This window comes from Methylobacterium sp. D48H (assembly GCF_053345715.1).
The window spans coordinates 1-14,012 of the sequence record NZ_JBKFAP010000008.1 but is presented as its reverse complement, the minus strand read 5'-3'; the positions used below and the strand labels follow the sequence as shown (position 1 = coordinate 14,012).

Below are 14,012 nucleotides of genomic sequence, written 5' to 3'. Positions count from 1 at the left end.
CATGGCTCAGGGTGCGGCGTTGGAGCGGGGTCAGGCCCAGCACGAGGGCGACAAGCGGCAGCAGATCCTCGAGGGCGCACGGACGGTGTTCCTGGCGGCGGGGTTCGACGGCGCCAGCATGGGCGAGATCGCGCGGGCGGCCGGGGTCTCGAAGGGCACGCTCTACGTCTACTTCGAGAACAAGGAGGACCTGTTCGAGGCGCTGACCATTCAGGAGAAGGCCAGCCTCGCGGAGGCCCTGTTCACCCTGGACGCGGACGATCCCGACGTGCCGGGCGTCCTGACCCGGCTCGGAAGCAGCTTCCTGACCGAGATGTGCCGGCCGGCGCACGTCTCGCTGGTCCGCATGGTCATCGGCGCGAGCGAGAAGTTTCCGCGCTTCGGGCAGGTCTACTACCAGGCCGGTCCGGCCTGCGGCGTCGAGCGCCTCTCGCGCTACCTCGACGCGCAGGTCCAGGCGGGACGCCTGACGATCGCCGACACCGAGCTCGCGGCCCGGCACTTTCTGCATCTCTGCCAGGCGGGTCTGCTGACCCGCCTGCTGTTCGCGGCGGGCGGCATCGCCGGCGAGGCCGAGATGCGCCATCAGGTCGACGAGGCGGTGCGCGTGTTCCTGGCCGGGTACGGCCCCGGGCGCTGAGGCGCGGCTCAGGCGGGAAACGTCGTTGCGAGCGCAGCGAAGCAATCCAGGGCGGCGCGACATTCTGCGAGCGTGGCGTCGCTGGATTGCTTCGCTGCGCTCGCAATGACCGGGTTCAGCCGGCGGCGCGCAGCTCCGGCAGGGCCTCGGCGCTCCAGATCCGCACGTGGGCGTCGATGGCGAGCGCCTCGTCGACGTCGGCGGGCGCGGCCCGGTACTGGCCGGCGAAGTGGGTGCAGGCGCGCTCGACCAGATCGCTGATCCCGTAGAAGCCGATCCGGCCGGCGATGAAGGCCGCCACCGCGATCTCGTTGGCGGCGTTCATCACGGTGGGCGCCGCGCCGCCGGCGGCCAGGGCCGCGCGGGCGATCCGCAGGCACGGGAAACGCGCCTCGTCCGCGGCCTCGAAGGTCAGCGAACCGAGCTTCACGAGGTCGAGGGGCCGGCCGCGCTCGATCGTCAGCCGGTCGCCGAGGCCGAGGCAGTGCGAGATCGGCACGCGCATGTCGGGCAGCGCCAGCTCGGCGGTCACCGCCCCGTCGAGCCAGTAGACCATGCCGTGGATCACCGATTGCGGGTGCACGACCACGTCGAGGCGCTCGGGCTCGATGCCGAACAGGTGGTGCGCCTCGATCAGCTCGAGGCCCTTGTTCATCAGGCTCGCCGAATCGATGTTGATCTTCATGCCCATCGACCAGGTCGGATGGGCGGCGGCCTCGGCCGCGGAGGCGGCGGCGATCCGCTCGCGGGTCCAGGTCCGGAACGGGCCGCCCGAGGCCGTGATCATCATGGTGCGGACGTCGGCGAGCGGCCGGCCGGCCAGCGCCTGGCTCAGCGCGTCGTGCTCGGAATCCATCGGCAGGATCGTGGCGCCGTAGCGGGCGGCGTCGCGCATGAAGGCGTCGCCGGCGCAGACGAGGCTCTCCTTGTTGGCGAGCGCGACCTTGCGGCCGAGCCGGAGGGCGGCGTGGGTCGATTTCAGCCCGGCCGCCCCGCTCACGGCGGCGACGACGATGTCGGCGTCGCGGGCGGCGGCCTCCATGACGGCCGCCTCCCCCGCCCCGCTCGGGATGCCGGAGCCCGACAGGGCCTCGGCCAGCGCCGGGCCGGCGGCCTCGTCGGCGAGCGCCGCGAAGGAGGCGTTGAGCTCGCGGGCGACCTTGGCCAGGGCGACGGGATCCTTGCCGCCGACCAGGGCGCCGACGCGGAACCGGTCGGCGTGCTGCGCCAGGAGGTCGGCGGTGGAGCGGCCGATCGAGCCGGTGGCGCCGAAGACGGTGACGACCTGGGTCACGGGTTCAACTCCCTCATCGTCACGGGATCAGACCGCCGCCGCGCAGGGCGAGATAGACGGCCGCCAGCACGGCCACCGCGAAGAATCCGTCGAGCCGGTCCATGACGCCGCCATGGCCGGGGATGATCTTGCCCGAATCCTTGACGCCGTAATGGCGCTTCAGGCCGGACTCGATCAGGTCGCCGGCCTGGCTCAGGACCGAGGCGAGCGCGCTCACGCCCGCCACGACCGGGAGAGAGGCGGCGCTGGGCAGGGTCATGCCGGCGAGGTCGGCGACCACCGGCACCAGCGTCCCGGCCGCGACCGCGCCGGCGAGGCCGCCGAGGGCGCCCGACCACGTCTTGTTGGGCGAGACCCGGGGCATCAGCTTGGGGCCGCCGATCTTCCGGCCGGCGAAGTAGGCGGCGATGTCGGTGGACCAGACCACCGCGAACATCCAGGCCGGCCCGACGAGGCCGATGGCGGGGTCGTCGCGCAGGGCCACCGGCACCGCCGCGATCGCCGCCGCGCCGAGCACGCCGAGGAAGGCGCGGAGCCGGCCCCGTCCGGTCCGCGCCACCGTGGCGCAGGCCGCGGCGCCGAGCAGCAGGACCGCGAGGCAGGCCGGCGTCGGGGCGCCGCCGCGCTGGCAGAGCAGCAGGGCGCCGAGCGTCGCCGCGCCCAGCGCGATCAGCACCTCGCGGGGCTCGGTGCGGCTCATCACCATCCACTCGGCGAAGCCGACGATGCCGGCGGCGAGCCAGATCCCCGCGAAGGGCCAGCCGCCATAGACCAGAGCGGCCAGCACGCCGGCGCCGAGCACGAGGCCCGAGGCGACGCGCAGCCACAGCTCGCGCCGTCCCGAGGGACGCGCGGCCGGTGCGGCGGCGGAGGTCACGCGCGTCCTGCCCTTCGCCTCAGACCTGCATGATCTCCTTCTCCTTGGACGCCAGCACGCCGTCGATCTCGGCGATGTACTGGTCGGTCGCCTTCTGCACGTCGGTGGCCTGACGCTTCTCGTCATCCTCCGAGATGGCGCTGTCCTTCAGGAGCTTCTTGAGATGGTCGAGGCCGTCCCGGCGCACGTGGCGCACGGCGACGCGGGCCTCCTCGGTGTACTTGTGGGCGACCTTGACCATCTCCTTGCGGCGCTGCTCGTTCATCTCGGGGATGCGGAGCCGGATGGTCTGTCCCTCGGTCTGCGGGTTGAGGCCGAGGTCGGATTCGCGGATCGCCTTCTCGACGGCCGTGACCATGCTGCGGTCCCAGACCGAGATCGACAGGAGCCGCGGCTCCGGCACGCTGACGGTGGCGACCTGGGCCATCGGCATCATCGAGCCGTAGGCGTCGACCTGGATCGGGTCGAGGAGCGACGGCGTGGCGCGCCCGGTGCGCAGCGAGCCGAGATCCTTCGAGAGCGAGGACACAGCGCCCTGCATGCGGCGCTTGATGTCGTTGAGATCGAATTCCGGTGTGGCCATGAGGGTCGTCCCGAGACGTCTGACGTGGTCTTGAGCCCGGCGCGGGCAGTCGCGGCCTCAATGGACGAATTTTTTCAGGGCCGCAAACGGTCGCGGCCCGGTCGTGCCGCGCGTCAGGGCGCCACGAGGGTCGAGGGCGCGTCGCCCGACAGGATTGCGGCGATCGAGCTCGGCGGGTGGAGCGAGCCGACCACGATCGACAGGCGGCTCTCCCGGGCCAGCGCGAAGGCGGCGGTGTCCATCACCTTGAGGTCGCGGGCGATCGCCTCGTCGTGGGTGATGCGGTCGTAGCGCGTGGCGCTCGGATCCTTCTTCGGATCCGCCGAGTAGACGCCGTCCACCTGCGTCGCCTTGAGGACCGCGTCGCAGCGCAGCTCGGCGGCGCGCAGCACCGCGGCGGTGTCGGTGGTGAAGAACGGGTTGCCGGTGCCGCCGGCGAGGACGACGACCTGGCCCTTGTCCAGGTGGTGCAGGGCCGGCTGGCGGGCATAGGTCTCGCAGATGGTCGGCATCGACACCGCCGACATGGTCCGCGCCTGCACGCCCGCGGCGTTGAGCGCCGTCTCGATCGCCAGCGAGTTCATCACCGTGGCCATCATGCCGAGCGAATCCCCGGTCGCCCGGTCGATCCAGCCGGCCGCGGAGATCCGCGCGCCGCGGATCATGTTGCCGCCGCCCACCACGATGGCGATCTCGGCGCCCGACTCGATCGTGCGGGCGATGTCCTCGGCGAGCGCCGCCAGCGTCGGCGGATGCAACCAGTAGCCGTCGGGAGCGGCGAGCGCCTCCCCCGACAGCTTCACGAGGATACGGCGAAACGGCGTCGTCTCCGGCATCTGGGCCCCCGGCTCCATCCCGCATCGCGTGAGCGGGGAGGCTTCTACGTCAACCGCCCGAGCGCCGTCGAGGGGCCCGCCACCGATACGGCGGGGATCGTGGACCGAAATGCTACCGGCGCGCGAGCGACGTGCGAGAGACGTGCGCCCTGGGAGGACGTCTGCGCCGCCGTCGCGGTCCGGGTCCGAGCGCCGGCGCCTGTTCTCAGCTGCCGGCGAGGACGCCGACGGCGCCGAAGACGGTCATGGCGAGGCCGGAGGCGAACACGCCGATCATGAGGTAGGAGAAGGGCTTCAGAGGCATGACCGGACCGTAGCGCGGCGCCGCACGGCGGAGTGTGCGGCGCAACACGACCCCGCGCGGATCGATCGGGCGGCTCCGGAAACGCGAAGCCCCGCCCGGCTCGTGCCGGACGGGGCTGATCTCACGATGGAGGCCCGGCAAACCGGGCGCTCGCGGTCTGTCTCAGGCGCGGCCGGCCTGCTGGGCGACCTCGGTGGCGAAGTCCGGGCCCTCTTCCTTCTCGATGCCGTCGCCCAGCGCGTAGCGGACGAAGCCCGTCAGGGTCACGGGGCCGCCGACCTTGGAGCCGGCCTCCTTGAGGACCTGGCTCACCGTCTTGGAGCCGTCGTGCACGAAGGGCTGCTCCAGGAGGGTGACCTCCTTGTAGTAGCTCTTCAGGCCGCTCTCGACGATCTTGGCCATCACGTGGTCCGGCTTGCCGGCGTTCTTCTCGCGCAGGATGTTCGACTCGCGCTCCACCGTGGCGGCGTCGACGCCCGAGGCGTCCAGCGCCACCGGGTTGGTCGCCGCGATGTGCATGGCGATCTGGCGGCCCAGCGCCGAGAGCGCGTCGACGTCGCCCTCGGACTCGAGCGCCACGAGCACGCCGATCTTGCCGAGGCCCTCGGAGATCTGGTTGTGCACGTAGGAGGCGATGACGCCCTTCTTGACCTCGAGCTTGGTCACCCGGCGCAGGTTCATGTTCTCGCCGATGGTGGCGATCAGGGCCTGCAGCTTCTCCGAGACGGTCTCGGTGGCGCCCGGGAAATGAGCGGCCTGGAGGCCCTCGAGCGTGCCATCGGTGTTGAGCGCGATCTTGGCGGCCTCGCGGGCGAAGGCCTGGAAGGCGTCGTTGCGGGCGACGAAGTCGGTCTCGGAGTTCACCTCGACCACGGCGGCGTGGCGGCCGGCGGACTCGACGGCGACGAGGCCCTCGGCGGCGACGCGGCCGGCCTTCTTGGCGGCCTTGGCGAGACCCTTCTTGCGCAGCCAGTCGACGGCGGCCTCGATGTCGCCCTGCGTCTCGTTGAGCGCGCCCTTGCAGTCCATCATGCCGGCGCCGGTCTTCTCCCGGAGCTCCTTCACCATCGCGGCGGTGATGTTGGCCATGGCGGTCCCTTTCGTGTGGTCTGGATGCGAGAGGCCCGGCGCGCGGGTGAGCGGCCGGGCCCGGTATGCCTGGATCCGCGACGGCCCGATGACGGTGCCGCCGCGAAGCCCCGTTGGATCAGGCCGCGGCGGCGGCCTCGACGAAGCCGCGGGCCTGCGAGACCCACGAGTCGCGGTCGATGCGGCCGTTGAGCTTCAGGTCGGCATCGACCTTGGCGACGTCCTCGGGGGTCATCGCGGCGAGCTGCCAGTAGTGGTAGATGCCGGCGTCGTTGAGCTTCTGCACGATCTGCGGGCCGGCGCCGTTGAGCTTGGTCAGGTCGTCCGGCGCGCCGCGCGGGGCGGCGAGCAGCTCGAAGTGCTCGGTCGACTCGGCGAGCATCGCCACGTCGGCCGGGTCGAGGGCGTCGGACTCGACCGTGACGGCCGCGTCGTCGTTCGCCGGCAGCTCTTCGGCCATCGGCTCCTCGGAGGCGCCGATATCCATGCCCGACGAGCCCTGGGCGCGCGAGATGCCGTCGATGGCGGCCTTGGCGATCAGGTCGCAGTACAGCGCGATCGCGCGGCCGGCGTCGTCGTTGGCCGGGACGATGTAGCTGATGCCGTCCGGGTTGCAGTTGGTGTCGACGATGGCGGCCACCGGGATGCCGAGGCGGTTCGCCTCCTTGATCGCCAGCTGCTCCTTGTTGGTGTCGATCACGAACAGCAGGTCCGGCACGCCGCCCATGTCCTTGATGCCGCCGAGCGCCTTCTCGAGCTTCTCCTTCTCACGGGAGAGCATCAGGCGCTCCTTCTTGGTCAGGCCCGGGCCGCCGGTCTCCAGCGTCTCGGTGACCTTGCGCAGGCGCGAGATCGAGCCCGAGATGGTCTTCCAGTTGGTGAGCATGCCGCCCAGCCAGCGGGAGTTGACGTAGTACTGGGCCGAGCGCTTGGCCGCCTCGGCGATCGTGTCGGCCGCCTGGCGCTTGGTGCCGACGAACAGCACGCGGCCGCCCTTGGCGACGGTGTCGCTAACCGCCTGCAGCGCCTGGTGCAGCGCCGGCACGGTCTGGGCGAGGTCGATGATGTGGATGTTGTTGCGGGTGCCGAAGATGTACGGCTGCATCTTCGGGTTCCAGCGGTGGGACTGGTGACCGAAATGGGCGCCCGCCTCGAGGAGCTGACGCATAGAGAAATCGACGGCCATGGCTCTTGTGCTCTCCGGTTATATCCGCCGCGGAGGGATGCGGTCGGCCGAGAGTTCGGACGACCACCGGAAACGCCTCATTCAGGCATGAGGCCGGCTCCGCGTGTGGGATGGGCGGGCGCTTAGCAGAGGGCGGGTCCGAAGGCAAGAAGCGGAGGGGCGGCGCGGGCCAGCCCTCAATCACAGCCTGCGTTCAGACCGCTTGCAACACGCGGGCTCGCCTCGCGAGAGTTCGAACCATGGCGGCGGTCGCATTCGACACCCTGAAATTCGCCCGGAGCCTCCGGGAGAAGGTCAAGCTCTCCCCGGAACAGGCGGAGGGCTTGGCCGATGCCATGACGGAAGCGTTGCAGGGCGATCTCGTCACGAAGGCGGATCTGCGCGCCGAGCTGGCGGATACGCGGTCCGAAATCGTGCGCTGGGTGGCGGGCCTGATCGGCTTCCAGACGCTCGCTGTGATCGGCGCGGTCGTCGCCCTCGCCCGGGCGCCGCACTGACAGGCGCGCAGCCCGGATCACCCGCCCGCGAACACCGCCGCCACGTCGTCGGCCGTCATCACCCGGTACGCCCCCGCCGGCAGGTCCGCCGGCAGAGCGAGACCGCCGACCCGGTCCCGGTGCAGCGCCGCGACGTGGTTGCCGACGGCGGCGAACATCCGGCGGACCTGGTGGTAGCGGCCCTCCGTCAGCGTCACCGCGCAGCGCGTGGCATCCTCGACGTCGAGCCGCACCGGCAGGAGCGGGCGCTCCTCGCCCTCCAGCACGAGCGTCCCTGCGGCGAACACCTCCGCCTCGCGGCCGGTCAGCGGCCGGTCGAGGGTCACGCGGTAGCGCTTCGCCACCTGGGCCTTCGGGCTGATGATCCGGTGCAGGAGCGCCCCGTCGTCGGTCAGCAGCAGCAGGCCCGAGGTCTCCTTGTCGAGGCGTCCCACCGTGGAGAGCGGCGGGTCGCGGCGGCGCCAGCGCTCGGGCAGCAGCCCGTAGACCAGCGGGCCCGCCTCCTTGTGCGAGCAGGTGACGCCCAGCGGCTTGTGCAGCATCAGGCACAGGCCGGGGAGCGGGTCCAGGGCCTCGCCGTCGATCGTGAGGCGCTCCGGCAGGTCCGGCGCGAGGGCGATCCGGTCGCCGGCCTCCGCGAGCTCCGCGCCGTCGAGGCGGATCGCGCCGGCGCGGGCGAGTGCCTGGATCTCGCGGCGCGACCCGTAACCGAGATTGGCGAGGAGCTTGTCCAGGCGGACGGATCTCGCCGCGCTCATGGAAGCGGCGCGCTCACCGGCGGGCCTCGTAGACCCGGTAGCCGTTCGCCTGGACGGCCACCGCGACGTGCCGGAACGCCTCGCGCAGGCTCGCCTCGTAGGGCAGGTGCGCGTTGGCCACGAGCCACAGCGCCCCCCCGGGGCGCAGGGCCTCGGCGGCCCGCGCGATGAACGCCCGGCCGAGCGCCTGATCCTCGCTCCCGCCCTCGTGGAACGGCGGGTTCGTGACGACGAAATCGAGGTGATCCGGCACGGCGCCGGACGCCCGGATATCCGCCCAGAGAATCGTCGCCCGCGGGTCGGCGACGTTGCGGCGCGCCATCTCGACGGCGCGCCGGTCGATCTCCAGCAGGGTCAGGGCGGTGACGGCCTCGGAGCCCAGGACGGCCCGCGAGAGGATCCCGAGCCCGCAGCCGAAATCGGCGCCGCGACCCTTGAGGGCCGGGAGGTTCGCGAGCAGCAGCGCCGTGCCCGGATCGAGCCGGTCCCACGAGAAGATGCCGGGCTGCGTGCAGAGGGCGAGGTTGTCGACGTGGCGCGGGCCGCCCTCGTCGATCGCCTCGGCGAGGCCGGCCGGCGCCGTCGGCCGCTCCGCCGTGCAGATCCTGTGGTGCCGGCGCGGCTGGTCGGCGGCCGCGCAGCCGAAGGTCGTCAGCTCCTTGGCGAGGCGTGCGCCGCCGCGATCCTTGGGCGCCAGGGCGACCATGCGGCCGCCCGGCCCGAGGGCGCGCAGCACCTGGGCCAGCACGTAGCGCCGCTCGACCGTCCCGGGCGGCGCCAGCACGGTGGCCGAGTCGAGGCTGTTCTCGGACAGATCCTCGAGCCGCGCGGCGCCGGGGATCAACGGGGAGAGCTGGACGGCGTCGCCCGGGACCTCGGCGAGGTCCACCGGCGGCAGGCCGTAGACGGCGTGGCGCATAGACGATTCGGGATTTGGAGTGCCGAAACCGGAACGCGAATCCGCGGCGGAGCGGGGTAAACCCGCGCCCGACTCGATTCATCCGGGGGAACACCGCGTTTATACCGGAACCGGCCGCGAAGCCCAGCCTCCCGCGCGGCCCGGCGCGTCAGCCCCGCGGAAATTCCAGGCCCATCTCGCGGTAGCGGGCCGGGTCGTCGGCCCAGTTCTCCCGCACCTTCACGTGCAGGAACAGGTGGACCTTGGCGTCGGCCGCCTCGGCGATCTCGATCCGGGCCGCCTGCCCGATCGACCGGATGGTCTGGCCGCCCTTGCCGAGCACGATCGAGCGCTGGCTCTCCCGCTCGACGAAGATCGTCTGCTCGATCCGCACCGAGCCGTCGGGCCGGATCTGCCACTGGTCGGTCTCCACCGTGGAGCGGTAGGGCAGCTCCTCGTGCAGCCGGTCGTAGATCTTCTCCCGGGTGATCTCGGCGGCGAGCATGCGCAGGGGCGCGTCCGAGACCTGATCCTCCGGATACAGCCACGGGCCCGCCGGCATGCGGGCGGCCAGCGCCCGGCGCAGGTCGGCGACGCCGTCGCCGTTGAGCGCCGAGATCATGAAGGTCTCGGCGAAGGGCGCGGCGGCGTTGAGCTTGGCGGCGAGATCGAGCAGCCGCTCGCGCGGGATCAGGTCGATCTTGTTGAGGATCAGCAGTTTCTCGCGCTTCACCTCGCCGAGCCGGCCGAGCACCGCCTCGACTTCCGCGTCGACACCCTTGCGCGCGTCGACCAGCAGGCAGACGGCGTCGGCGTCGGCGGCGCCGCTCCAGGCCGAGTGGACCATCGCGCGGTCGAGGCGGCGCTTGGGCGCGAAGATGCCGGGGGTGTCGACCAGCACGACCTGGGCCGAGCCCTCGATGAGGATGCCCCGCACCAGGGCCCGGGTCGTCTGCACCTTGCGGGAGACGATCGAGACCTTGGTGCCGACCAGGTTGTTGAGCAGGGTCGACTTGCCGGCATTCGGCACGCCGATCAGCGCGACGAAGCCGGCCCGGGCGTCGGCGGGCGTGCCGGGAAGGGTGGACGGGTCGCGCGCGGGGTCCCGGGGCGGCGCGATGCCGGGCCCGTCCTGCGCGTCGTGATCGTCCTGCTCGTGCGCGCTCATGCTGTCTCCGTCGGTTCCGCGTCCGCGGAGGCCCCGATTCCCTCCCGCTCCATCAGCGCCCGCGCGGCGGCCTGCTCGGCGATCCGCTTCGACGTGCCGTCGCCGAGACCGGGCTCCAGGCCCTCGACCTGCACGGCGATGCGGAACCGGGGCGCGTGGTCGGGACCGGTGCGCTCCACCACCTCATAGGTGGGGATCGGCAGGCTGCGGCCCATGGCCCATTCCTGCAGGGCGGATTTGGCGTCGCGGCCCCGCGCCGCCGCGGTCGGCTCGCCGGGATGGAAATGCGCCTCGACCACCGCCCGGGCGGCGTCGAACCCGGCATCGAGGTAGATCGCACCCAGGATCGCCTCGCAGACGTCGGCCAGGATCGTCTGGTTGCGCCGGCCGCCGCCCATGACCTCGCCCTGGCCGAGGATCAGGTGCGGGCCGACCTCCCAGGAGGCGGCCACGGCGGCGCAGGTCTCGCGCCGGACCAGGGCGGCCAGGCGCCGGGAGAGGTCGCCCTCGTCGGCCTCCGGGAAGGCGCCGTAGAGGCGGTCGGCGACCGCGAGCCCGAGCACGCGGTCGCCGAGGAATTCCAGGCGCTGGTAGCTGCCGCCCCGGCCGCTCGCCTTGCTGGTGTGGGTCAGCGCGCGGGTGAGCAGGTCCTGATCGCCGAAGCTGTGGCCGATCCGCTCCTCGAGCGCGGTCAGCGGCGGGCGCGGCTTGTGGGCCCGCCGGGATCGGGCGTTGGCCCGGGGCTGCGCGGCGTCGTCCAAGTCCGGGCCGGTCAATGGATCGTCGTGAACAGGCGCGACCAGCGCACGTGGGCCGGCCAGTTCCAGACCTGCCAGGCCGGCGTACCCTCGTCGATCGAGAAGAAGATCATCTCGGCGCGCCCGACCAGGTTGGCGAACGGCACGTAGCCGACATTGGCGAGATCGCGCGAATCGGTGGAGTTGTCGCGGTTGTCGCCCATCATGAAAAAGTGACCGGGCGGGACCGTGTACAGCTCGGTCTTGTCCCAGAAGCCGTTGTCGCCGTCGCGCTCGATCACCCGGTGGACCACGCCGTTGGGCAGGGTCTCCAGGTACTGGGGCACCTTGGTCGGCTGGCCGTAGGGATCGGTGGTCTCGTAGTCGGCGATCCGCTCGCGCTTGACCGCCTTGCCGTTGATGTTGAGCACGCCGTCGATCATCTGGATCTTGTCGCCCGGCAGGCCGATCACGCGCTTGATGTAGTCGGTCGAATTGTCCTTGGGCAGCTTGAACACCGCGATGTCGCCGCGCTTCGGGTCCGCGCCCCAGATCCGGCCGTCGGCCTGGATCGGGATGTACTCCGAGAGCGGCAGCGAGTACTTGGAATAGCCGTAAGAATATTTTGACACGAACAGGTAGTCGCCGATCAGCAGGGTCGGCACCAGCGAGCCGGACGGGATGTTGAACGGCTGGAACAGCAGGGTCCGCACCACGAGGGCGATCAGCAGCGCCTGGATGCCGACCTTCAGCGTCTCGCGGATGCTGGCCCAGGTGCCGGTGTCGGCAGGTTTCCTGAGCGGCTTGCCGTCGTAATCCACGCGCGCGTTCCGTCTTCGATTGAGGTGCGACGCCCGCGATCCGCGGGGCGCGGCCCCGCCGCGCGCGGCCTGATGTGCGGTTGTCCCGAGGAATGCGCCGCAATCGTGTCCGCCGTGTCCGGCGGTCTAGACCATGCGCGAGCCCCCCGCAACGCGCGACCGCCGCAGGCTAATCCGCGACGGCGGCCTCAACCGGCGACAGGGACCGGCAAGGCCTCGATGATCACGAAGGCTTGCGCCATCGGCGGATCGTCCGTGAGGCTCACGTGGAGCCGCGCCGCGTGCCCCGCCGGCAGGAGTTCCGCGAGCCGCTCGGCCGCGCCGCCCGCGAGCCGCAGGGTCGGCTGCCCGGAGGGCAGGTTCACCACCTCCATGTCGCGCCAGAACACGCCGGCGCTGAGGCCGGTGCCGAGCGCCTTGGCGCAGGCCTCCTTGGCGGCGAAGCGGCGCGCGTAGCCCTCGGCGCGGGCGGCCCGCCGGTCGCAGCGGGCCCGCTCGCCGTCGGTGAACACCCGGTGGGTGAAGCGCTCGCCGTGCCGCTCCAGGGTCCGGGCGATCCGGCGGATGTCGCAGAGATCCGAGCCGATCCCGACGATCATGGGCGCCGCGCCCGGTCCATGGCGGCCCGCATGTCGCGCACCGCCCGGTCGAGCCCCACGAAGATCGCGTCGGCGATCAGGGAATGGCCGATATTCAGCTCCCGGATCTGCGGCAGCGCCGCCACCGGGCCGACGCTGCCGAGGGTGAGTCCGTGGCCCGCGTGGATCTCGAGGCCGAGGCCGGCCCCGTGCTCCGCCGCGCGCCGGATGCGGGCGAGCTCGCGCGCGGTCCGGGCGTCGTCGTCCTCCAGCGCCGCCTCGCAGTAGCTTCCGGTGTGCAGCTCGACGACGGGCGCCCCGAGGGCGCGGGCGGCGTCCATGACGGCGGGCTCGGGCTCGACGAACAGCGAGACGCGGATGCCGGCCTCCGCGAGGGCGCGGATGCGCGGCGCGAGGTGGGCGCGGCCGCCGACGATGTCGAGGCCGCCCTCGGTGGTGCGCTCCTCGCGCTTCTCCGGGACGAGGCAGGCGGCGTGCGGGCGGGTGTCGAGCGCGATCGCCACCATCTCGTCGGTGGCGGCCATCTCGAAATTGAGCGGCACGGACAGGCCGCGCTTGAGCGCCGCGATGTCGGTGTCGCGGATGTGGCGCCGGTCCTCGCGGAGATGCGCGGTGATCCCGTCGGCGCCCGCCTCGACGGCGAGCAGGGCCGCCCGCACCGGGTCCGGATAGTCGCCGCCGCGGGCGTTGCGGACGGTCGCGACGTGATCGATGTTGACGCCCAGGCGCAGTTTCTCGGAGGTCATCCGCTCGTTCGTCCCCGTGTCGGCGCGGCGCGACAGGCTCACCGGGGGGTCGGAAGGCGCCGCGCGCCCTCACCCCGTGCCGGCGATATGCGGAGGATCGCGCGCGCCGGCAAGACGGCCGGGGTTCGGGGGCGGGCTCCGGCGGCCGGCCCGCCCGCTCAGGCGAGCCGCAGGCGCGACCGGCTGTCCTTCCGCTCGGGCAGGGTGTCGAGGGCGGTCCTGACGATGGTCGTGGCGTCGAGGCCCGCCTCGGCGTACATCTTCTCCGGGCTGTCGTGGTCCTGGTAGGCGTCCGGCAGCGTCATCGTCCGCACCCGCACCCCGCCCGCGTCCAGAGCGCCCCGCTCCGCCAGCAGGTGCAGCACCATCGCGCCGAACCCGCCCCGCGAGCCCTCCTCGATCGTGATCAGAACCTCGTGGTCGCGCGCGAGCTCCAGGATCAGCGCCTCGTCCAGCGGCTTGGCGAACCGCGCGTCCGCAACCGTCACCGCCACGCCCTGCTCGGCCAGCGTGTCGGCCGCCTTCAAGGCCTCCGACAGGCGCGTGCCGAGCGACAGCAGCGCCACACGCGCCTCCGCGTCGCGCCGCACCACCCGGCCCTTGCCGATCGCCAGCGCCTCGCCCCGCTCCGGAAGCTCGACGCCCACACCCTCGCCGCGCGGGTAGCGCAGCGCGATCGGGCCCGTGTCGTGCGCGTGGGCGGTCGCCACCATGTGCACCAGCTCGGCCTCGTCGGAGGCCGCCATCACGGTCATGTTCGGCAGGCAGCACAGGTAGGCCAGGTCGAACGCGCCCGCGTGCGTCGCCCCGTCGGCGCCGACCAGCCCCGCCCGGTCCAGGCAGAACCGCACCGGCAGGTTCTGCAGCGCCACGTCGTGCACCACCTGGTCGTAGGCCCGCTGCAGGAAGGTCGAGTAGATCGCCACGAACGGCCGGTAGCCCTCGGTGGCCAGACCGCCCGCGAACGTCACCGCGTGCT

The 14,012-nt window shown here is 72.2% G+C and carries 16 protein-coding genes; 2 read left to right on the top strand and 14 right to left on the bottom strand.

Annotated elements, in window-relative coordinates:
* Position 1 precedes the first annotated feature (1 nt).
* Complete coding sequence (locus tag ACLBX8_RS15465) at positions 2 to 640, top strand: TetR/AcrR family transcriptional regulator (RefSeq protein ID WP_447699052.1); 639 nt, start codon at positions 2 to 4, stop codon at positions 638 to 640.
* Positions 641 to 755: 115 nt separating this feature from the next.
* Here ACLBX8_RS15465 and dxr read toward each other — a convergent pair whose 3' ends face one another.
* The 6 genes from dxr to ACLBX8_RS15435 form a co-directional block, all read right to left on the bottom strand.
* Complete coding sequence (gene dxr / locus ACLBX8_RS15460; RefSeq protein WP_091680444.1) at positions 756 to 1,934, bottom strand: 1-deoxy-D-xylulose-5-phosphate reductoisomerase; 1,179 nt, start codon at positions 1,932 to 1,934, stop codon at positions 756 to 758.
* A 19-nt stretch (positions 1,935 to 1,953) separates the two neighbouring features.
* Positions 1,954 to 2,811: a phosphatidate cytidylyltransferase gene (locus tag ACLBX8_RS15455; RefSeq protein ID WP_447681455.1), complete on the bottom strand. Its 858-nt coding sequence runs from the start codon at positions 2,809 to 2,811 to the stop codon at positions 1,954 to 1,956.
* Between the two features lie 19 nt (positions 2,812 to 2,830).
* Entirely contained in the window at positions 2,831 to 3,394 is a 564-nt protein-coding gene (frr, locus tag ACLBX8_RS15450) for a ribosome recycling factor (protein WP_020092978.1), read from the bottom strand.
* A 113-nt stretch (positions 3,395 to 3,507) separates the two neighbouring features.
* Positions 3,508 to 4,230, bottom strand: a complete 723-nt coding sequence (gene pyrH, locus ACLBX8_RS15445) for a UMP kinase (RefSeq protein ID WP_026604897.1) — start codon at positions 4,228 to 4,230, stop codon at positions 3,508 to 3,510.
* A 466-nt stretch (positions 4,231 to 4,696) separates the two neighbouring features.
* Positions 4,697 to 5,623, bottom strand: a complete 927-nt coding sequence (gene tsf / locus ACLBX8_RS15440) for a translation elongation factor Ts (protein ID WP_042676079.1) — start codon at positions 5,621 to 5,623, stop codon at positions 4,697 to 4,699.
* Between the two features lie 118 nt (positions 5,624 to 5,741).
* Positions 5,742 to 6,809: a 30S ribosomal protein S2 gene (locus ACLBX8_RS15435; protein WP_020092974.1), complete on the bottom strand. Its 1,068-nt coding sequence runs from the start codon at positions 6,807 to 6,809 to the stop codon at positions 5,742 to 5,744.
* A gap of 239 nt (positions 6,810 to 7,048) precedes the next feature.
* Here ACLBX8_RS15435 and ACLBX8_RS15430 point away from each other — a divergent pair, with 239 nt between their 5' ends.
* Positions 7,049 to 7,306, top strand: a complete 258-nt coding sequence (locus ACLBX8_RS15430) for a hypothetical protein (RefSeq protein WP_447715455.1) — start codon at positions 7,049 to 7,051, stop codon at positions 7,304 to 7,306.
* 17 nt (positions 7,307 to 7,323) lie between these two features.
* On the opposite strand, the gene ACLBX8_RS15425 is transcribed toward ACLBX8_RS15430, so the two are convergent.
* From ACLBX8_RS15425 to ACLBX8_RS15390, 8 genes are all read right to left on the bottom strand, one after another.
* Positions 7,324 to 8,064, bottom strand: coding sequence for a pseudouridine synthase (locus ACLBX8_RS15425; RefSeq protein WP_020092972.1), 741 nt, complete (start codon positions 8,062 to 8,064; stop codon positions 7,324 to 7,326).
* Positions 8,065 to 8,077: 13 nt separating this feature from the next.
* Positions 8,078 to 8,983: a class I SAM-dependent methyltransferase gene (locus ACLBX8_RS15420; RefSeq protein ID WP_447699055.1), complete on the bottom strand. Its 906-nt coding sequence runs from the start codon at positions 8,981 to 8,983 to the stop codon at positions 8,078 to 8,080.
* Between the two features lie 148 nt (positions 8,984 to 9,131).
* Positions 9,132 to 10,130 (bottom strand): GTPase Era, encoded by a 999-nt coding sequence (gene era, locus ACLBX8_RS15415; RefSeq protein ID WP_447715454.1) that lies wholly within the window; start codon positions 10,128 to 10,130, stop codon positions 9,132 to 9,134.
* A complete protein-coding gene (gene rnc / locus ACLBX8_RS15410) occupies positions 10,127 to 10,906 on the bottom strand; it encodes a ribonuclease III (RefSeq protein WP_081636475.1) in 780 nt (259 codons plus the stop codon). Before rnc ends, era begins: the two co-directional genes overlap by 4 nt.
* Positions 10,903 to 11,688 (bottom strand): signal peptidase I, encoded by a 786-nt coding sequence (gene lepB / locus ACLBX8_RS15405; RefSeq protein ID WP_020092968.1) that lies wholly within the window; start codon positions 11,686 to 11,688, stop codon positions 10,903 to 10,905. The genes rnc and lepB overlap by 4 nt, the downstream gene beginning before the upstream one ends.
* Positions 11,689 to 11,876: 188 nt before the next feature.
* Complete coding sequence (gene acpS, locus ACLBX8_RS15400) at positions 11,877 to 12,287, bottom strand: holo-ACP synthase (protein ID WP_020092967.1); 411 nt, start codon at positions 12,285 to 12,287, stop codon at positions 11,877 to 11,879.
* Positions 12,284 to 13,033 (bottom strand): pyridoxine 5'-phosphate synthase, encoded by a 750-nt coding sequence (locus tag ACLBX8_RS15395; protein ID WP_447681578.1) that lies wholly within the window; start codon positions 13,031 to 13,033, stop codon positions 12,284 to 12,286. Before ACLBX8_RS15395 ends, acpS begins: the two co-directional genes overlap by 4 nt.
* A gap of 158 nt (positions 13,034 to 13,191) precedes the next feature.
* The coding region (locus ACLBX8_RS15390) for a transketolase C-terminal domain-containing protein (protein ID WP_447715453.1) at positions 13,192 to 14,012 on the bottom strand (821 nt) is incomplete at its 5' end.